Origin of the sequence: Sphingobacterium sp. BIGb0116, from assembly GCF_024808035.1 — a bacterium.
Classification (GTDB): Bacteria; Bacteroidota; Bacteroidia; order Sphingobacteriales; family Sphingobacteriaceae; genus Sphingobacterium; species Sphingobacterium paramultivorum.
On the sequence record NZ_JANUDT010000001.1, the window covers coordinates 233409 to 252523 of the forward strand.

Annotated in this window: 19 protein-coding genes; 9 read left to right on the top strand and 10 right to left on the bottom strand. The window is 38.5% G+C overall.

What is annotated here, in order from left to right; all coding sequences use genetic code 11:
- Nucleotides 1-392: 392 nt before the first annotated feature.
- Nucleotides 393-2630 carry a glycoside hydrolase family 95 protein gene (locus tag M2419_RS01080; RefSeq protein ID WP_259254078.1) on the top strand — a complete coding sequence of 746 codons (2238 nt, stop codon included), beginning with the start codon at nt 393-395 and terminating at the stop codon, nt 2628-2630.
- Between the two features lie 87 nt (nt 2631-2717).
- Here the strand turns inward: M2419_RS01080 and M2419_RS01085 are convergent, their stop codons facing one another.
- The gene (locus M2419_RS01085) at nt 2718-3353 is read right to left on the bottom strand and encodes an NAD(P)H-dependent oxidoreductase (RefSeq protein WP_159730838.1); all 636 of its coding nucleotides are present in this window, start codon (nt 3351-3353) and stop codon (nt 2718-2720) included.
- 335 nt (nt 3354-3688) lie between these two features.
- Between M2419_RS01085 and map the strand changes: the two genes are divergently transcribed.
- From map to M2419_RS01100, 3 genes are all read left to right on the top strand, one after another.
- Nucleotides 3689-4450, top strand: coding sequence for a type I methionyl aminopeptidase (gene map / locus M2419_RS01090; RefSeq protein ID WP_159730841.1), 762 nt, complete (start codon nt 3689-3691; stop codon nt 4448-4450).
- Between the two features lie 580 nt (nt 4451-5030).
- Complete coding sequence (locus M2419_RS01095; RefSeq protein WP_259254079.1) at nt 5031-5333, top strand: hypothetical protein; 303 nt, start codon at nt 5031-5033, stop codon at nt 5331-5333.
- A gap of 73 nt (nt 5334-5406) precedes the next feature.
- Nucleotides 5407-5883 carry an AraC family transcriptional regulator gene (locus M2419_RS01100; protein WP_259254080.1) on the top strand — a complete coding sequence of 159 codons (477 nt, stop codon included), beginning with the start codon at nt 5407-5409 and terminating at the stop codon, nt 5881-5883.
- 82 nt (nt 5884-5965) lie between these two features.
- On the opposite strand, the gene M2419_RS01105 is transcribed toward M2419_RS01100, so the two are convergent.
- Nucleotides 5966-6520, bottom strand: coding sequence for a cysteine hydrolase family protein (locus M2419_RS01105; RefSeq protein ID WP_159730843.1), 555 nt, complete (start codon nt 6518-6520; stop codon nt 5966-5968).
- A gap of 221 nt (nt 6521-6741) precedes the next feature.
- Here M2419_RS01105 and M2419_RS01110 point away from each other — a divergent pair, with 221 nt between their 5' ends.
- Nucleotides 6742-7527 carry an alpha/beta fold hydrolase gene (locus M2419_RS01110; RefSeq protein ID WP_088162049.1) on the top strand — a complete coding sequence of 262 codons (786 nt, stop codon included), beginning with the start codon at nt 6742-6744 and terminating at the stop codon, nt 7525-7527.
- 75 nt (nt 7528-7602) lie between these two features.
- Here the strand turns inward: M2419_RS01110 and M2419_RS01115 are convergent, their stop codons facing one another.
- From M2419_RS01115 to M2419_RS01140, 6 genes are all read right to left on the bottom strand, one after another.
- Entirely contained in the window at nt 7603-8901 is a 1299-nt protein-coding gene (locus tag M2419_RS01115) for a deoxyribodipyrimidine photo-lyase (protein WP_159730845.1), read from the bottom strand.
- Nucleotides 8902-9059: 158 nt separating this feature from the next.
- The gene (locus M2419_RS01120) at nt 9060-10115 is read right to left on the bottom strand and encodes an NAD(P)-dependent alcohol dehydrogenase (protein WP_153846724.1); all 1056 of its coding nucleotides are present in this window, start codon (nt 10113-10115) and stop codon (nt 9060-9062) included.
- Between the two features lie 242 nt (nt 10116-10357).
- Nucleotides 10358-10588, bottom strand: coding sequence for a hypothetical protein (locus M2419_RS01125; protein ID WP_046674596.1), 231 nt, complete (start codon nt 10586-10588; stop codon nt 10358-10360).
- 7 nt (nt 10589-10595) lie between these two features.
- Entirely contained in the window at nt 10596-10889 is a 294-nt protein-coding gene (locus tag M2419_RS01130) for a hypothetical protein (protein ID WP_153846723.1), read from the bottom strand.
- A gap of 152 nt (nt 10890-11041) precedes the next feature.
- Complete coding sequence (locus tag M2419_RS01135) at nt 11042-11629, bottom strand: TetR/AcrR family transcriptional regulator (protein WP_153846722.1); 588 nt, start codon at nt 11627-11629, stop codon at nt 11042-11044.
- Between the two features lie 249 nt (nt 11630-11878).
- Nucleotides 11879-12682, bottom strand: coding sequence for a helix-turn-helix transcriptional regulator (locus M2419_RS01140; RefSeq protein WP_159730847.1), 804 nt, complete (start codon nt 12680-12682; stop codon nt 11879-11881).
- A 73-nt stretch (nt 12683-12755) separates the two neighbouring features.
- On the opposite strand from M2419_RS01140, the gene M2419_RS01145 reads away from it, so the two are divergent.
- The 3 genes from M2419_RS01145 to M2419_RS01155 all read left to right on the top strand — a co-directional run bounded on the left by M2419_RS01145 (nt 12756) and on the right by M2419_RS01155 (nt 15240).
- The gene (locus M2419_RS01145) at nt 12756-13811 is read left to right on the top strand and encodes an SDR family oxidoreductase (RefSeq protein ID WP_159730849.1); all 1056 of its coding nucleotides are present in this window, start codon (nt 12756-12758) and stop codon (nt 13809-13811) included.
- Between the two features lie 140 nt (nt 13812-13951).
- The gene (locus M2419_RS01150; RefSeq protein WP_159730851.1) at nt 13952-14635 is read left to right on the top strand and encodes a dihydrodipicolinate reductase C-terminal domain-containing protein; all 684 of its coding nucleotides are present in this window, start codon (nt 13952-13954) and stop codon (nt 14633-14635) included.
- Between the two features lie 149 nt (nt 14636-14784).
- A complete protein-coding gene (locus M2419_RS01155; protein ID WP_259254082.1) occupies nt 14785-15240 on the top strand; it encodes a hypothetical protein in 456 nt (151 codons plus the stop codon).
- Between the two features lie 133 nt (nt 15241-15373).
- Here the strand turns inward: M2419_RS01155 and M2419_RS01160 are convergent, their stop codons facing one another.
- Nucleotides 15374-16513 carry an acyltransferase gene (locus M2419_RS01160; protein WP_159730889.1) on the bottom strand — a complete coding sequence of 380 codons (1140 nt, stop codon included), beginning with the start codon at nt 16511-16513 and terminating at the stop codon, nt 15374-15376.
- A 105-nt stretch (nt 16514-16618) separates the two neighbouring features.
- Nucleotides 16619-17416, bottom strand: coding sequence for a hypothetical protein (locus tag M2419_RS01165; RefSeq protein WP_159730891.1), 798 nt, complete (start codon nt 17414-17416; stop codon nt 16619-16621).
- A gap of 434 nt (nt 17417-17850) precedes the next feature.
- Here M2419_RS01165 and M2419_RS01170 point away from each other — a divergent pair, with 434 nt between their 5' ends.
- Nucleotides 17851-19050, top strand: coding sequence for a transglutaminase family protein (locus M2419_RS01170; protein ID WP_182331326.1), 1200 nt, complete (start codon nt 17851-17853; stop codon nt 19048-19050).
- The last annotated feature ends 65 nt before the right edge of the window (nt 19051-19115 follow it).

Consider the following 19115-nt stretch of genomic DNA (forward strand, 5'->3'; position numbering starts at 1 on the left):
AATTAGAGAACAACACTGGATTATACTAAAACTAGATTAACAGAAACATAAACAATATTACCCCTTGCCCTTGCAAGTTTTTCTGGATACTATAGTCCCACCTGCTCAAAAGATTGATTTAAAACAGCATAACGTACTTTCTTTGGTTAAACTGCAGACAATAAAACAACACTTTTGCGACATATTCCTACGTATCAAAAAGTATAACAATTTCGATACGAATTAACTTATTTAGTTTTCTGTACTGCATACAATCACCGCTAAATCTGCTGTTAAAGTGGTTTTAACAGGTTCAAGGCCCTCGCATAGATAAAATAGTATGCAAAAAAGTAACAATAGTGTCAGTATCTCCCCTTCCAGAGTTTTAAATTTACAAGCTAACCCTTTCAATTATGAAATATCTTTATTTAATACTATTCTGTTCGTTCACAGTGTTCTCTTTCGGTCAACCGACATCGGACAACAACCTCCATTTCGATCAGTTGGCTTCGCGGTGGGATGAAGGCATTCCGTTGGGAAATGGTCAATTGGGTGCACTGATTTGGAAAAAAGATAATATGATTCGATTTTCACTTGATCGCGCAGATCTATGGGATGAAAGAAAGGCCTTTGCAATAGAAAACCACAAATTCAATTGGGTCCAACAACAAATAAAAAACAACAGCTATGGTATTGTACAAGAGTGGGGAGACGCTCCTTACGATAGATCCCCCTATCCCACCAAGCTTCCAGCAGCGTCGCTGTTCTTTGACTTAGCGAAATTTGGCACTGTCGTTTCGAACGTACTTGACCTGGAACAGGCCACCAATATTCTTAAATTCAAAGATGGTCGGATATTAAGAACATTCATACACGCCTATAAACCCTTTGGCTATTTTGAAATTACAGGAAACAATGTGAGTGACCTTGTACCTCAATTAATTCCCCATCAATATGAAAATAGCGCAAACAAAGATGAAAACAAAAGCGTTGTTGAAGGTCAAAATTTAGCAAGATTAGGATATAAGCAAGGGAATATAACCCGAACCAGCAATTACGAAGTGCTGCACCAAAAAACTTATGACAATCATTTTTTTGAAGTTGTATTGAGATGGGAAAAGATATCAGCTAAAAAACTGATTGGTTATTGGACAATCGTCAACGATCAAAAGGTAGCCCCTTCTGAACTTTCCCTCAAAAAATACACCGAAGAAAAAGCAAGCCATTTGCATTGGTGGTCAAACTATTGGTCCAAATCAAGTATAACTATTCCAGAAAAAAATCTTGAAAAGCAATATTATCTTGATATGTACAAGCTCGGTGCTGTCGCAAGAGAAGGTGCTCCAGCAATTACGCTTCAGGCCGTCTGGACGGCAGATAATGGTGGTCTCCCCCCTTGGAAAGGAGACTTTCACAATGACCTTAACACCCAATTGAGCTATTGGCCAGCCTATTCGGGGAATAGATTGGCCGAAGCCAAAAGCTATACAGATTGGCTCTGGAAGATCCGCAAAAAAAATAGTGATTTTACCAAGCAATATTTTGGTGTCGATGGGCTGAATGTACCCGGTGTCCTTACTTTAAATGGAGATCCTATGGGTGGATGGATTCAGTATTCTCTTTCTCCAACTATTGGTGCATGGGCGGCCCAACATTTTTATTGGCAATGGAAATATAGCATGGATAAAACCTTTCTAAGAGAACAAGCCTATCCCTATATCGTTGAGTCTGCGACTTACCTTAAAAATATAACCACATTAAAAAATGGACTCCGTTACCTGCCTTTGAGCAGCAGTCCCGAATACAATGACAACAGTGTATCAGCATGGTTTGACAATTGGACCAATTTCGATCTTAGTTTAGCGCATTTTCTTTTCCAGGCTGCAAGTGAGGTGAGCACAGCAATGGGAAAACCGCAAGAAGCGAAGAATTGGTTAAAATGTAAGGCCCAACTACCTCATTATGCAACGGATGAAACCGGACTACAAGTTGCTGTAAATCTTCCAATGAAACATTCCCATCGGCATATGTCTCCCTATATGGCAATTTATCCATTGGATTTATTAGACATCAATAATCCGCAGGAAAAAGAGCTCATCGAAAGTTCCCTAGATCATATTGAAAAACTGGGTACCCGTGCGTGGGTCGGTTATTCCTTTGCATGGATGGCTTGTTTACACGCGCGAGCTAAACAAGGAAAGGAAGCCGTAATCAATCTTCAAAAATTTGCACAGAACTTTTGTTCCACCAATTCCTTTCATCTGAATGGTGACCAGAAAGGGGGGCAATATTCAGACTTTACGTATCGACCATTTACGTTAGAAGGTAACTTTGCATTTGCGCAAGGAATACACGAATTGCTCATTCAGAGCAAGAATAACTATGTAGAAATCTTTCCAGCCTTACCTGCTGAATGGGCAACAGCATCTTTCAAAAATTTAAGAACGATGGGCGGATTTATCGTAAACGCTGAAAAAAGAGGAGATAAAATCGTTATGCTGAAAATAACTGCGACCGAAGATGGTACCTTTCGAATTTTTGAACCCAAGACGCTCATGCATGTCAGTACGAAAAAGACCTTACAGAAAGATAACACCATACAATATGTGAAACTAAAAAAGGGGCAAACAGTAAACTTATGTAGTCTATAAATGCGGTCCCTGTGTAAGTTGGAGGTAACTATAAAAAAAGCGTTTCAACCAAGTGTTGAAACGCTTTTTTTAATACTGTTCTGCAATTTATGCGAGTTCAATCAAAAATTCCTCTTTCGGAAGTCTAAATTTTTTCAGCTTCAGCAACCAATCTTGTTCTTCCATCCGATAGCCTAAAGGAAGCATAACTGCACTCTTCAATCCCAGTTTATCTAAACCAAGAAGTTCATCCAATTCGGCATTTGAAAAACCCTCCATAGGAGTTGCATCAACGCCTAATTCTGCAGCCTGAGCAATTGCCAGACCAAAAGCAATATAGGCTTGTTTAGCCGCATGGGCTGCTTGTTGCTCACCGGATAGGCTCGATAACTGTGCTTTCAATCTATTTTTATACTCGTCAGTGGTGTCTAAAGGTAAACCTCTCAACGCATTCATCTTGTCGAAGGTATTATCAATACGTTCGTCCGTATAGCTATCCCATCCTGCGAAGACCAATAAATGTGAGCTATCAGCAACAATTTGTTGCCCCCAAGCCACAGGTACAATTTTTTCTTTTAATTCCTGATTCGTAATCACAATCACACGGAACTGTTGAAGTCCAGACGAGCTCGGAGCCATACGTGCTGCCTCCAAAATCTTATCCAAATCTTCCTGAGCGACCTTTTTTGTAGGGTCGTATTTTTTTGTGGCATAACGCCATTCTAGGGTATCTAATAAAGCCATTTTATTCTAATTTAAATGATCAATAGCAACATCATAAAGTTATGTAAAGATACATAAAAAAATAAATGTCTAAACATTAAAACAAAGGACTAAAACAATAAAAACTAGGACAAAAACACATTGCTTTTCAGCATTTGTTACTAGACTTTTAACGCCCAAACACAGTATATTTACTTGTAATCGCAAGCAAATGTCTATTTTATTCAATTTTATTAAGACCTTTGTACTGGTTTATATCCGATTAAAACAAAATGACCTTTAATCATTTGTTCCCGGTAGTTATAAATAACAAAATAAAAAACAGAGCTCACCTGCTCACAATAAAAACATCAGCGATGTCTATAACGAATGAAACAGAGCTAACAGGCATACAAAAAGCGAGCGATGCCGTTGCCATCACCTTAAAAGCTATGATAACACATGCTCAAGTGGGTATGTCCACGAAAGAGCTTGACGAATATGGAGCCGAAATATTAAAAAGCATGGGTGCGAATTCTGCTCCCGCTCTTACCTATGGTTTCCCAGGCTACACCTGTATCAGTATAAACAACGAGTTTTGCCACGGAATACCTACTGCGGAAAGACTATTGCAAGAAGGTGATTTGATCAATATCGATGTATCTGCCGAACTGGATGGCTATTGGGCTGATAATGGTTGTTCCTTTGTTATAGGAAAGGACATATTTCAACACGAAAAGTTAGTAAAAGCATCAAAAGAAATTCTTCAAAAAGCAATAAATAATATTCGTGGTGGCGTGAAAATAGCCGATATTGGGCATCTAATAGAAACTGAAGCGAAAAAAAGAGGCTATAAAGTCATCAAGAATCTTGGCGGACATGGTGTAGGAAAAAGTCTGCATGAGGAACCCGATGAATTGCTTAACTATAAAAATCGCTTTGACCAACGAAGATTTCGAAAAAATACTGTTGTTGCTATTGAAACCTTTATTTCAACAACCTCCACATACGCGACCGAACTCAACGACGGCTGGACAATGGTTGGGGACAAAGGTGGATTCATGGCGCAACATGAACATACAATTCTCATTACCGATGGCGCTCCTGTTATATTAACGGCACAGAATGCAATTTACTAAGCAGTAATAAGAAGACACCTATAGGTCTTTTCGAACAAGTTATTGAAAGCTATCGAAAAGACCTATTTTCTTTAAAACAAGACCTCAAGCTTGCGGTGGCGTGCATAATTTCTTCATCTCAGAACTAGAGGTTGCTTAAAAAATTAAGGGGCCTCTCATAACGAGAAAACCCCCAAATAATATATTTTTATGGCTAAATAATTTTTGTCAATACCAAATACTAATCTTACTGGATAAATGGCTACACCAGTAAATGTAGCGTATTCTTCCCAACAAAAAAGTGATGAAAATCACTTTTACCAAAAATTTTATTCCCATTTTCAAAATTCAGCTTCCTTCTTAACGTGCTCTCCAACTCATCTATTCTCCGTTAACTGTTTTGACTACTGTTTTGATAACTATTTTGAAAACCACCAAATAATAGAAAGCCTTTTTACCATCCAAACACTTCGCCTCCAATCCTTACTCCTTGCTTAGTTGCGGCAATAAACATAAGGGCTAAAGCGGTACGATAATATTTGTATTTAGGCTGGTGTAACGTATAAAGTTTAGTATTTTTGGTTCATTAAAGTAATCTAGATTGAGAACAATAAAATTCCATAAGGGTGAATGCGGTGTTGAGTTTTTGTTGAATGTCCTCAATGAAAAAGAAACGGATTATACACATCAAGATACTTACCATAAAGATTTTTTTGAAATTCTATTTTTCAAAAAAGCCAAAGGCAGATTGATAATGGGGCAAGAGATTCTCTCCTTGTCCGACAATTCAATCATCTTTATTTCGGCTTTTCAAAAACATACCTGGGAACTGGATCCAGAACACCTTGAATTTACAACATTGATTTTTCAGGAAGACTTTTTGCATGATTTTTTTTTCAGATAAACTATTCACATACAAACTATTATATTTCTACCAACTTAGTTATGTGCCCCAAATTATAGCAGATGACACACATATGTCAAAATTCTGTGGTCTTCTCGCCGAAATTAAACTTGAACTTATCGAAAGCCAAGCAGATAGCGCCCATATTATTCGTTCTTTACTTTATTACCTATTGCAGACTTTAAACCGAAAATATGCCCGCCTGAATAAGCTGCCGAACCAAAAAGCGGAAAATAATTTCGCCTATCAATTTAAAGAACTTATGGAACAGTTCATTCGGGAGAAACAACGGGTAAACGAATATGCGACACTCATGGGAATAAGTAGGATTACGTTAAATCAGGCCGTTAAAGCACAGTTTAATACCACAGCGACACACCTGCTTCGGCAGCGTTTGCTATTCGAGATTCAGGACCTTCTTATCCATTCTGACCATTCCGTTAATCAAATTGCTTTTGACCTTAACTTTTCAGAACCCAATCATTTAATGCGGTTTTTCAAAACTCAAACTGGAAAAACCATTGGTGCATTTATTCAGGAATTCAAATAAATATTGAATTACGTATACAAATTGACGTTATGAAAATCGGGCCATGCAGATCGGCAACCACATGGCCCAACTTCCATTGAAATCAATGGAGTTCCAAGTACGTCTCAGTATCTTGAACCTGCGCATAAAAGAATGCCAATGCAGCGAGAAAGGCATGCTGAACCTCCAGTGCACCAACTACGGAGCCATTGATCTCGAGATCGCGCGTCGCACAGGCATCATCAATTACCGTACATGGAAAGCCCAAATCGACAGCAGCACGTACCGTGGCGTCAATACACATATGGGTCATCATGCCCACGACAACAAGTTCCTCGATCTTATTTCTGCGAAGGTAATCCAATAATTCTGTCTCTCTAAAGCTGTTGGGAAAATGTTTACGTATGACAAGCTCGTTTGGCATTGGACTTACGCTTTCATGAATTTCGGCAGCTCTTGTGCCATCAATAAAGAATGGCATTGCTTCGGGATCTGAAGAAATATGTTGAATATGAACCACAGGCAATTTTCTTCGCCTAAATTGGTCGATCACTCTTCTTGCATTTTTACCTGCCTTCAACGGATCGACAAGTTCCATTCCGCCATCTTCAAAATACTCATTTTGAATATCAATGACTATTAACGCGCTATTGCTCATCTATTTTATGAATTAAGTTTACACAAAATTAAGGTGGATATAGCAGCGATGAACTACCAATAAATCACCAAATACTACCATTTTGATAAGAGCGACAAGATGGGATCAACTAGGAAGTGATGTAAATGTTTTACATAATTTCGATCAAAAAATCACCAACAAAAGCTAACTTCGCTGCATATACAGATCACAGAGAGGTGATAATTGCAATAATAGATAGCATGGCATTGAAAGAATTACAACACAGCAAAATATATGGCGCAGATAACGGTGGCACTCCATTAATTGTTCTGCATGGGCTTTTTGGTATGGCAGACAACTGGGGATCCTTTGGTCGTAGTTTCGGAGAGAAAAGACAGGTACATTTACTCGATCTTCGTAATCACGGACGAAGTTTCCATAGTGAAGATATGTCGGTGGAAGTTATGGTAGAAGATCTGCTGGCCTATATAACATCCATTGGAGCAGATAAAGTACTCCTATTGGGCCATTCTTTGGGCGGAAAAGTAGCGATGCAATTTGCTATTGATCATCCCGGAAAAATTGAAAAACTGATCATCGCTGATATAGCCCCAAAAGCTTATCCGCCACATCACGAGGATATCTTCGATGCGCTATCTGCTGTGGATATCACAACACTGGATAACAGGAAAGATGTACAAGTAAAGATTGAACACTATTTGAGTGATCCGGGAGTTATCCAATTTTTATTAAAAAATGTATATATCAGAGAAGATCGGAAATTAGATTGGCGCTTTAATCTGGATGTTTTAAAAAATAAATATACGGAGTTCATCACTGTCGGGGTAAAATCGGGAATATTCAACGGTCCCACATTATTTCTACCTGGAGAGAAATCAAGATATATATTACCTGAAGATAAAATTAAGATCAGGGAACAATTTCCAAATGCCGTGTTTAAAACAATTCCTAATGCTGGTCACTGGGTTCAAGCCGAAAATCCGCAGGCATTTGACGCATTTGTAGCCGAGTTTTTAGATCAATAAAATTAGATACATTGAATGTCCGCTCCTACTTGTTGGTCCTTAAAACCGCTCGTAAGGAGAAGACATTCAATACCATTATTTCAACGCCTTTGCGTAGGTCTTTATCGCACGATCACGGGCAAACTGATGGTCAACAATAGGCTTACAATAGTCTAAAGTGTCTAATTCAGGAACCCATTGTTTTATATATTCCTGATTTTTATCGAACTTCTCAGCCTGGAGCGTTGGATTAAAAACCCTAAAATATGGAGCTGCATCACAACCACTGCCGGCGGCCCATTGCCAGTTACCATTGTTGGCCGACAGATCATAATCATTTAATTTTTGTGCAAAGTAGGCCTCCCCCCATCTCCAATCAATCAAAAGGTGCTTACAAAGAAAACTGGCTACAACCATTCGTACGCGATTGTGCATATAACCCGAACTGTTCAATTGGCGCATACCCGCATCGACCATAGGATATCCGGTCTCTCCGTTGCACCATTGCTGGAATTCTACTTCGTCGTTGCGCCATTGTATGGCATCGTATTGCTTTCTAAAGGACTCCGTAACAACATGCGGATAGTGGTAGAGTATCTGCATAAAAAATTCACGCCAGATCAATTCAGACAACCAGGTCGCATTGTGTTTTAAAGCAAAAGTAACACATTGACGAACACTGATTGTTCCAAAACGAAGTGCAATCCCCAATTTAGTTGTGCCCATTAATGCCGGATAATCGCGGGTGGTATCATAATGGTCAATAATCGTCGCATTCAGCTCTGGTTCTTCAAAAATAAGGTCAGTCTTCAGAAATCCTAAATTCGCCAAAGAAATAATCTGCTGATGGTTTTGTTGAAAGAAAGATCCCGTTGTGCAGGTAGAGGAAAGATGGTCCTCTGGACGTAATTTTTCCCGCCATTTCTTTGCATAAGGCGTATAAACCGTATAGGGTGTTCCATCATTCTTTAAAATATCTCCTTTATCGAAAATAACCTGATCTTTCACAGCTTTGAAAGGAATTCCCCTAGCTGTACAAAGCTCGAAAATTTCTTTGTCCCGACGAATTGCTTTCGGTTCATAATCCCGATTACAATAGATTCCCTGCACATCGAATTTTTCAATCAACTCCCTGTAGATAGCGATAGGTTTACCATAGAACGTATTCAAAGTTGCACCACTTTCCCCGAGTAGGGTATTGATACGGGTTAAAGCCTGATGGATGTAATGAAGACGTCGATCCCTCCTATCCTCCAATTGCTTCAAAATTTCTTCGTCAAATATGAATATAGGTAATACGGGATAGCCCAAGGCCAGTGCGCGAGTAAGCCCGGCATTATCATCCAGACGTAAGTCCCGACGAAACCAAAACACAATAATTTTATTTTTTTCCATAAAAACGACTAATAGTTGACTTCTCTACCCCATGTTAACAATTTTAAAGGGTAAAAGGTTAGCTCAATAATTAGGTGAAATACCTGTATAAAAAAACTGAACCATCAAAGGTACTCGAAATTCCCCTTGATGGTTCAGCATTGAATAATTTTATTGTGCTAGTTTTTCAAACTCGCCATGTCAATAACAAACCTGTATTTAACATCGCTTTTCAATAGTCTATCATAGGCATGATTGATATCCTGCATTTTAATCAGCTCTATATCGGAGATAATATTATGTTTACCACAAAAATCAAGCATCTCCTGTGTTTCGGCTATCCCACCGATCATAGAACCTGAAAAACTTTTACGTGTTGGAATCAGACTAAAAGGAGCAACAGGAAGTGGATGCTCCGGAGCGCCAACAAGCGTCAAGGAACCATCTCGTTTCAATAAACTTAAATAGGCATTGATGTCATGTTGTGCCGAAACACAGTCCAAAATGAAATGTAATGTTCCTGCATGTTCCTTCATTTGTTCTGCATCAGTTGACAAGATCACCTCATCGGCACCTAAACGTTTAGCGTCATCAACTTTAGAAGCAGACGTTGTAATGACAACGACGTGCGCTCCCATTGCTTTCGCTATTTTGACTCCCATGTGTCCCAAGCCACCGATACCCACTATGCCAACCTTTTTTCCTGGTCCCACATTCCAATGCCTCAAAGGTGAATAAGTGGTAATTCCAGCACATAATAAAGGTGCTGTCGCTGCGAGATCCAAATTTTCAGGAATGTGGAGCACAAAATCCTGATCTACTACAACACGTTCAGAATAACCACCAAATGTCTGTTTATTAAGGTGCTTATCGTGTCCGTTGTATGTTTGGATATTTCCATTTTCACAATACTGTTCCAGTCCTTCCTTACAACTATCACATTCGCGACAACTATCTACCATACAGCCTACACCGGCCAAATCGCCAACTTTAAACTTGGTTACAGCGGATCCAACTTTAGTAATTCGACCCACAATTTCATGACCGGGTACATTCGGATAAACGGTTCCGCCCCATTCATTTCGCGCTGTATGTAAATCCGAATGGCAAACTCCACAAAATAAGATATCAATCTCGACATCTTTATCCGTCACTTCACGGCGTTCAATATCCATCTGTTTTAGATCAGCCGTTGGTGCGCTTGTTCCAAAAGCTCTAATTGAAAATGTACTCATACTTGATAAAATTGTTGTTTTCTGTTTTAAATAAATGCATAAAATTCCCATGATACAACACAGATTCCATCCGCACGATAAAATTAACCAATGGATGTGAAAAATGTTTTGAAGGAACGATATCAAAAGTAAAAAGTAACTTTCAGAATGATTTTGCTATAAAGCTCAAATTGATATTTCTTTACGGCTCATCGCATCATGCCTGAACATCTCTAATAGGCTAGCTTTGTAAAGCAGACAGACTAATCAGTATCCTCGACTTGTACAAATTGCATTGCCAAGCCCTGTTTCTGGCATATATTCAGAATAGAAAATTCCAGTCGGGTACTAATCCGCAGAACAAGCAAAAATTGCTGGTCATCCAACAATAAATCAATATTTTTTATCTCCGGAAAACTCTGATAGAGAAAATGATAAATCTCGCTCGCTTTCCACTTCAGCTTACGAGATAAAGAATAAACAACTTTATACATATTTAGATTATTTCAAAATTTTAACGGCAATTTGTTGTAATTGGTGGTTCAAAAAACGCATCTGTTTCAGTTCCTCAAAATCACGGGCTAGTCGAACCTTTTTATTTTCATTTTCCAGTGCAAGAGCTAGGCTATCCAAGCGCTCCACATCATTGTGTATCAATAAATAACAATCAATATCTGGATCCAACACCCCCATCATTTCAGGACGGATCGTTTCCTCTGTCTCCACCATGACCAAAACGCATCTTTCTGATGCAAAGCTATCTACCGACTTTCCTACTTTCGCATTTAACACCATAGTTGTAATCCTGTTTATTGTCTGTATAAAAAGAATCGATCAATCAAAATAGACATATTTTGTATTTTTGTCGAAACCAGTTTCAAAAAAAAGAACAATAAATATACATCCTTACTGTTCAAAATAATTACTTCGCGCTACACTCCGAATTGCTAGCGTAGTCCCTTAACACATATACTTGTCAACCAGGAAAGCCTAGCTTCAAAATCTGGAAAACGATCAAAAAGTAAAACTTCCTGCTCAAAACAACGTGATGTTGTCACTAACATTTCGGATAAAAACAGGATATCCTTTTCCTCTAAGGCCTGAATTTCTTTTTTCCTAACGGCTAATTCAATCATTTCACGAATCAACTTAATCTCGTCGTCCAGCATGTAACGTGTTTTCGAAACCATCAAGGCTGGATCGGATTTCATATCTTCGAATGCGAGATGAAAACGTTTCGTAATTAAATTAATCTGACGTAGTTTTGCTTGTAAAAAACCGACTAAATTATCTTCCAGTGAAGCGTCCCTGTTATAAGTTCTACTCGCGACCTCAAACACTTCCTGACATAGATACTCCGCAATCGCATCAAAGACATCCATTTTACTGGTAAAATAGTAATATAACGTGCTCCGACCCTTTCCACAAGCTTTTGAAATATCCTGCATAGAAACCCTTGCAAATCCATATGTTTCAAACACTTTCATGGATGATAAGATAATTTCCTCTTTAATATTTTCCTGTTGACCTGTCATTACTCGACAAATCTACAAAAAATGTCGAAAAATCAACTACCCCAGCCAAATTTTTTCGCTAGGCGTTATAGGCGCCATTTTCCTAATCCAGCAATAGAATGTGCTCCACAGGTTCAATTTTATTCATTTCTGTAGGGTTAGGTGGTAAAAGGTTTATCCCGTTTCTCCATATTTTTATTGCATTTTTATCTTCTACGGGATAAATATTATAGATTAAATTTGATTTCAATGCTTTTCAATGGGAATGGACTACGTTTTATGTATAATCTTAGTCAGGTGACTTACATCGGTCAGCCCAAATTCAGCAGCAATTTCCTTTAAGGTAACTCTTCCTACTGCTATTCGTTGACGTATCAATGTACTGCGGTAGTTTTGAATATAGTCCCGTAAGGTAATCCCTGCCTGACGTTTAAAGTAAATACCAAGATAATCGTTGGCAATATTAAAGTGCTCCGCCATCATTTGTATCCGCAGACAGTTGGGATCGTAAATATTTTTATGAATATAACAAAACATAGCCTGCAGATCGCGACTTTTGGTACTACTACTACGCAATTCAGGCATATTTCGCTGCAGAACATGTGCAATGCTGAATAATTGCAACCAAATAAGCTCCTGATTTCCGATTTGATCTTTCTTAAATAAAAGGAGTATATCAAAGATCTGTTCTATCACCAGCTTATCTTCCCCCGCTAATTGAAATCCCATCTGATGGGTTTCTCTACTTTTTATGATATATTCCAGCTGTTGTATTGCGGGCGTAGCACCCGAAGTGTCACGACCAAGGTAGGCGTCTGTAAATTTAAGATAAACAAAATGTGTGAGTTGTTCGATTTCAAAATAATGCTGATCATCTGGCCCCAGTAGAAAGATCGCTCCTTCCTCGTAAGGAAATGAATGCCCATTAACGATATGTCGTCCTGAACCCTCCCGAATAAAAATGAACTCGTAATGATTGTGATTGTGTTCGGGATGGTTCCATTCAAGCATCTTAAATCCTGAAATAAGCACCGGTTCAAACTGACGATAACGTTTCATTTCAGAAATATACATAATTATGTTGGATTTTTACATTAAAACCCACTAAGCTTCCAACTAACTTTGGCCTTATAAGTATTAGACAAAGATGAAGACTAGAAAAAACACCGCTTTAGTTGTTGGCGCCAATGGCGTTATAGGCAACAATCTCATAGACTACCTTGAAAAGACGGAAGAATGGGAAATTATAGGTTTATCACGACGAACAAATGCCGATCGGAATAAGGTTCGTTTTATCGCTGTAGATTTATTAGATATAGCCGATTGTATCAAAAAACTAGGCAACTTGGATTCAGTGACTCATATTTACTATGTTGCATATCAGGATAGGCCGACCTGGACTGAGCTGGTGGAGCCCAATATGAAAATGCTGCGTAATGTTTTAACTGTCGTTGAGCCAATAGCAGGTGATCTTCAGCACATCAGCTTAATGCAAGGTTATAAAGTATACGGTGCTCATTTGGGTCCTTTCAAGACACCGGCCAAAGAATCAGATGCCGGACATATGCCGCCTGAATTCAATACCAGCCAACAGCAATACCTCGAACAACTGCAAAAAGGTAAGAAATGGAATTGGTCAGCGATCCGTCCGTCAGTTGTTGGTGGAACGGCTCCCAATAATCCGATGAATCTAGCGTTGCTCATTGCTGTATATGCTTCTATCTCAAAAGAACTCGGTATTCCGCTTCGGTTTCCAGGAAAAATTGGCGCTTTTCAGACATTGATGGAAATGACCGATTCAACACTATTAGCCAAAGCAACGGTATGGGCCTCGACCAATCCACAAGCGGCCAATCAAGCCTTCAACATTAACAATGGCGATCTCTTCCGCTGGAAGGAGCTATGGCCCAAATTAGCGGCCTATTTTGGTATGCAAAGTGCTGACCCGATCCCGCTATCGCTCGAAACAATGATGGCAGATAAGGAGCCTGTATGGCAAAAATTAAAAGAAAAGCATGCATTAAGCTATAACTATGCGCAGGTTTCAGCTTGGCCTTTTGGCGACTTTGTCTTTTCTTGGGATTATGATTTTTTTGCCGACGGCACAAAGGCAAGGCGGCTCGGTTTCCATGAATTTATCGATACTGAACCAATGTTTTATCAGCTCTTTGACGAAATGCGTGAAAAAAGAATAATTCCATAATAGCAAAGATTAAATTTTACCGTCTATTTTTGTAACTTACCTCACTCAAGCACAACCTTTACTTCATTACAAATTCATCCGGTATCATTTTATCGATTCATAGTCAAAAGGATAGCGGATATTTTGATAAAACAAGCAATATGAATACAAAAAAAGCCTTTGTAGTAGGATCAGGAAAACTGGCAAACGCAATACTGGAAGCCGATTATTCCATTCCCAATGTAGAAATTTCACCTTGGCAACCATCCATTACAACGACATCTCCATCTATTGTTATACATGCCGGATCGGGCCGGGAGTTACAAGATTGTCTTGATTTTTGTGCACGTACGGGTTCGGTATTAATTGAACTGTCGACGGGCCTAGAGACCGAAAAGCTCGAGACTGCTTTTCCACTTGTCATTTGCCCGAATACCTCCATACTTTTGCTAAAAACGCTCCATATGCTTCAACAATTTGGTCATAATTTCAAAGACTATGAAATATCTATTATAGAGTCTCATCAGGCCTCCAAGAATACTGAACCAGGTACAGCTTATCATATCGCCAACTCTTTACAGGTCGCTCATGAGCGTGTTGTCTCTATTCGCGATGCGAAAACGCAGGCTTATAAAATCAATATTCCCGTTGCCTACTTAGAAAAGCATGCCTACCATCAGATTGTGATCAAAGATAAAAATGATGAAATTAAAATTGAGACCAAGGTTCTCGGACATGATTCTTATTCAAATGGTGTCAAAAAAATCCTTGAAGCATGTGTCAAGAATAAATTGGACAATAGAAGGCATACTGTGTTGGATTTGGTAGCTATGGGGCTACTTTAGTTAAAACTTTCAATTTAGAAAGTAGGTTTCTAAAAGAGGAGTAAAAGAAAATCCATTTGGTTTTCTTCGAAGCCACAACAATTTATAAAATGGGATTTGGGGCTAATTTTTTCATTATATTTATTTTTCTACCACTGCTGGTAATTTTAATGTTATGCGGAATTTTCACAGAAAGACGCTTCTTTGGTTACGCAATTTTATCTCTCATCGGTGGCGCAATTCTACTTTTTTCTTTGTCTCAACTTTTTCAATGGATCGCTAGCCCAAAAATCTTAAAAAAAGAAGATTATTATGGGACTTATCATATAAAACGTGACATATTCCCAGGAAAACAAACTGACTGGCAATACGATAGGTACAATTTTGTCATAAAGGATAACGATTCGATTTATTTCAACGTCGTAAATGCAGGTAAAGTATCCAAAGTTTACAAGGGCAAGATCGAAACAGTTAGTACTTATGAATCCGCACGCTTAAAGCTGTGGATGGACGCTCCCACTCATCATATTCTTGCGTCAGATCCAACGGTGTACCGAAGTCCTTTAGGCTTCTATTTGGTATTTTATTCGTCGAAATATAACAACGTTTTTTTTGAAAAAGACTGACATTCAAGCGTTATTTAACATGACAAGATATTTTCTCTATGTACAGGTCACTGTCCTACGTAATATGCATAAAAAACACCATAAATTGGTGTTTTTTTATTTTATAATAAATATAGGATTAGTTTGCCGGCGGCTATTTCCCTTTTGATCTTAGAAATCGTTTTGACAGATATCGCCGTACGGGTATATCGTATAACTTCAAACAGCCGTATGCAAGCACAATACTTCCGATCACAACAGCTGCTACTCCCGGCAGAGATTCTTCAAAACTCAGATTTTCATTCTTGACCCAAGCATAGTATAGATAAATAAAGGGATAATGTACCATATATAAAGGATAGGATATATCGCCTAAAAACTTGCAAAGCCAACTTGTAATACCGCTTTCTCCCTTGCCAGATGCTCCTAAAACAACAAGCAAAGGGAAAACAACAACACAACATAACGTGTCGTACAGACCATTCATCCATAAATGCTCGGCCCCACCAATGCGCGGCATGGCCAAAAGTGGCACTAAGATTAAACTACAAATCCAAAATGCTCCCTTGATCTGTAAAGATTTAAATATCCTCGATAGAAATAGACCCGCTGTAAAAGAAAATAAAAGTCGAAGTGAACCTGCCGTAAATTCTGTTCCTGTGAGTGAAAAACCGGCACAGATATCTCCCAAGGGTCCCAATATCGCAAATGCAGCCAAACCTATTCCGAATAAAATAACGAGTCCGGCTAACGCTTTGGTCGAAAATCTTCGAATGACCAATGCATACAGGATATTACCGATGTATTCAAAAAACAACGACCAGCTTGGTCCATTTAATGGAAACATCTCCCCAAGCCCTCTCACCTCATGCCCCGGAATCGCAGGAATTAACAAGGCATTCAATAGGGTCGCGATTGCCAGCGAAGAAAATGTCACTTTGGTCACATCCCAAACAGAACAACCCTGAAAATAGAACATAACCGCTCCAATGATCGCTCCCATAACAACCATCGGATGTAAACGTATTATTCTTCGTTTTATAAATTCTTTTGTTGTCATCGTCTTCCAGCGATCATCATAAGCATAGCCCACGACAAATCCTGAAAGCATAAAGAAAAAATCGACCGCCAAATAACCATGATTAATTCGCTGATCTAAATGGCTCGTTGCAAAGGCTTCAAAAATATGAAAGCAAACCACGGTAATAGCTGCGACCCCACGTAACCCATCAAGTACAGCATAATGTGGTTTGGTATCTGCATAAGCGGAAGTCGGTATTTGAGTATCTGACATAAAAATAAAACGATTTGATTGATTTTTTTACAAGGAAGTAAATATAAACAAATTCGCTTATGCAGGTTTGTAACAAGTTTGACGGTTACCAATTATCTACATCTGTCATTTGATAATGGGAATATAATCCGGTAAGTAAACCTGCTCTTGTTGCATATTTTGGATGTAAATTTTAGAATAAATTTCCAAACGGATATCGGTGATGTCTGTAGTCGTCGGCTTGTCGTCTTCATCTTCTCCAAACGAAAAAATCTGTTCTTCCCTTCTATTTTTTTTATGTAGAAAATAGTAAAAGTCTTTATTTTCCCAACCTTTTATACCACTTCCCGCATCATCTTGAAGCGTCAATTTTGTAAACGCGTTCTGTAGATAGTTGTAAATATTTTGAAAATCATCTTTATTTTTTGAAGTCTTCAGTGCATATAGATATGCAAATTCACCATTTTTATCCTCTGCCATAGTCAAGGCTGGAAAAGAAACTCCGTTTAATATCGCTACGGTATCCTTTTCTTCATTGTATGAAACAGTTGTATAACGATAACCGAAATCTTTAACTGGCTTTAATTTCCGTGTTCCCCAAGCTGCGGTAGACTCGATATAAAATAACGTTGGCAGACTCCCTTCTGAATTAAAAATAGCAAGCGTATCCTTTTTAAATATGGCGGTTTCAAAGACTTTTTTCAACTCTTTCTTATCCATACTTTTAACGTCCGCATGCAGCAACTCTTCGCTCCTTTTTATTTTGGGGCCATAAAATTTGGATGCATTAAAAGTTCTATCCAATTTTTCAAGTATCACCCGATCCGGATTTTGCGATTGACAGGAATACAGCATACCAGATAAAAGGATCAGACAGCATACACTATAATATAGAAAATGAAACGGCTTCATCGGAATTGTCATTCAAATTATTTTTTGGGTTATGATCTTTACTTTGCCTTAAAGATCTTCAAACTAAAATAAATTTGTATTCATTTGCAAATGAAATTGTGCGGGATTAACACCTTTTGACTTTTTAGAAGTGCAGCGCAATCCAAAAGTACATCGACGTACTTCGTTCGCGTTGAGTCCACCTTAATAAAGGGCTGTCACTCCAAGAGAATGTCGGATTCATCTTGGATTCACAGGGACTGTGATACGGCTCTGTCCCAATGCAGGTAGCTATCGGGCTAGAACAGAGGCTCACGGGCTGTCAAAGAAGATATTATGTAAATTGGGCTTCTAAGTTACGAGTCAGACTATAAAACGTATTTTTGCATATAAAAATCAATTTATCTATGTTTGAAATATACAAATTGTGTTAATTTAAATAGATAAAGAACAAGCAAGCGTATATTATGTTAAAAAAGGTATTTTCTTTAGTTTTCTGCTGTTTATCTACAGCCATTTTTTTCAAAGCATCTGCACAAGATTTCAAGCTTTCCTCTTTACCAAGTCAGTATCAAAAACCGGTGAAAAATGCACTAAAAGCTGCCGGCACGAATCGTAATGAATTGGAAAAAGTACTAGAGAAACTGCCCAAAGAAATGCGTGAAGGCGCGGCTTTTCTCATAGCTTATATGCCTAAGAATGATTTAACGACGATTAAGAGTGATCATCTTATCCATAATATTGAAAAGGCTTACCAGGCAAAATCAACATTTTCCTGGGCTAAGGAAATTCCAGATTCTATTTTTCTAAATGAGGTATTGCCCTATCGTGTATTTTCTGAAGATCTAGACGACTGGCGTGGTGATTTCTACGATCGTTTCTCAAAATATGTAACAAATAGCAACACGATGAAAGATGCCATTGTAGCCATAAATAAGAATATCAGAGATGAAGTAAAAGTCGATTACAATACCCAACGAAAAAAAGCAGATCAAAATCCATCTGAATCGATAAGCCAAGGAATGGCATCTTGTACCGGATTATCCATTTTACTGATCGATGCATTGCGATCAGTAGGTATACCGGCCCGGATTGCCGGTACACCAAACTGGCATGACAATCGTGGTAACCACAGTTGGGTCGAGGTATGGATTAATGGTAAATGGTATTTTACTGAATATTATCCGGACAAAGACCTAAATTATAGCTGGTTTTTGGCCGACGCAGGGAAAGCCGATCCGAATAGCAAGGAACATTCCATTTATGCGGCTTCCTACAAACCGGCAGCTACCTCATTCCCAGCATGGAGCGAAACAGAAGTATATGCAGATAATGTTTCCCAGCGCTATATTGATCTATTCAATCAGCAATATAGCCAACAATTGAACGACAAATCTTACACCCGTCTAAACGTAACCATGTATCTCAGTAACGATCAATGTCAACCGGAAGGCAGAACAAAATGCAATGTAGATATCTTTCAAGGAAATGATCAAATTGGCGGTGGTTCGACCGCAACTAAACTGCAGGATGCGAATGACTATTTAACATTTATCGTGAAAAAAAATCAGTCTTATACATTGAGGTACAGCAATAAAAATGGGCCTACCGAAAAGAAAGTAACTGTAAAAGATGAACCTTTAAATGTGATATTATACTTCAATTAATATAGACTATTATTTCGTACGTTATCATCCCCAACCAAAGTTCCAGCAACCTGAAAACCAATTAG

Bases quoted from the DNA above. Each gene is read 5' to 3' on its own strand.
- M2419_RS01165 (WP_159730891.1), bottom strand. From the start codon at position 17,416: ATGACAATTCCGATGAAGCCGTTTCATTTTCTATATTATAGTGTATGC.
- M2419_RS01115 (WP_159730845.1), bottom strand. From the start codon at position 8,901: ATGGAAAAAAATAAAATTATTGTGTTTTGGTTTCGTCGGGACTTACGT.
- M2419_RS01140 (WP_159730847.1), bottom strand. From the start codon at position 12,682: ATGTATATTTCTGAAATGAAACGTTATCGTCAGTTTGAACCGGTGCTT.
- M2419_RS01155 (WP_259254082.1), top strand. From the start codon at position 14,785: ATGTTATGCGGAATTTTCACAGAAAGACGCTTCTTTGGTTACGCAATT.
- M2419_RS01160 (WP_159730889.1), bottom strand. From the start codon at position 16,513: ATGTCAGATACTCAAATACCGACTTCCGCTTATGCAGATACCAAACCA.
- M2419_RS01110 (WP_088162049.1), top strand. From the start codon at position 6,742: ATGGCATTGAAAGAATTACAACACAGCAAAATATATGGCGCAGATAAC.
- M2419_RS01170 (WP_182331326.1), top strand. From the start codon at position 17,851: ATGTTAAAAAAGGTATTTTCTTTAGTTTTCTGCTGTTTATCTACAGCC.
- map (WP_159730841.1), top strand. From the start codon at position 3,689: ATGTCTATAACGAATGAAACAGAGCTAACAGGCATACAAAAAGCGAGC.
- M2419_RS01135 (WP_153846722.1), bottom strand. From the start codon at position 11,629: ATGACAGGTCAACAGGAAAATATTAAAGAGGAAATTATCTTATCATCC.
- M2419_RS01120 (WP_153846724.1), bottom strand. From the start codon at position 10,115: ATGAGTACATTTTCAATTAGAGCTTTTGGAACAAGCGCACCAACGGCT.
- M2419_RS01100 (WP_259254080.1), top strand. From the start codon at position 5,407: ATGTCAAAATTCTGTGGTCTTCTCGCCGAAATTAAACTTGAACTTATC.
- M2419_RS01080 (WP_259254078.1), top strand. From the start codon at position 393: ATGAAATATCTTTATTTAATACTATTCTGTTCGTTCACAGTGTTCTCT.
- M2419_RS01105 (WP_159730843.1), bottom strand. From the start codon at position 6,520: ATGAGCAATAGCGCGTTAATAGTCATTGATATTCAAAATGAGTATTTT.
- M2419_RS01130 (WP_153846723.1), bottom strand. From the start codon at position 10,889: ATGGTGTTAAATGCGAAAGTAGGAAAGTCGGTAGATAGCTTTGCATCA.
- M2419_RS01150 (WP_159730851.1), top strand. From the start codon at position 13,952: ATGAATACAAAAAAAGCCTTTGTAGTAGGATCAGGAAAACTGGCAAAC.
- M2419_RS01125 (WP_046674596.1), bottom strand. From the start codon at position 10,588: ATGTATAAAGTTGTTTATTCTTTATCTCGTAAGCTGAAGTGGAAAGCG.
- M2419_RS01145 (WP_159730849.1), top strand. From the start codon at position 12,756: ATGAAGACTAGAAAAAACACCGCTTTAGTTGTTGGCGCCAATGGCGTT.
- M2419_RS01085 (WP_159730838.1), bottom strand. From the start codon at position 3,353: ATGGCTTTATTAGATACCCTAGAATGGCGTTATGCCACAAAAAAATAC.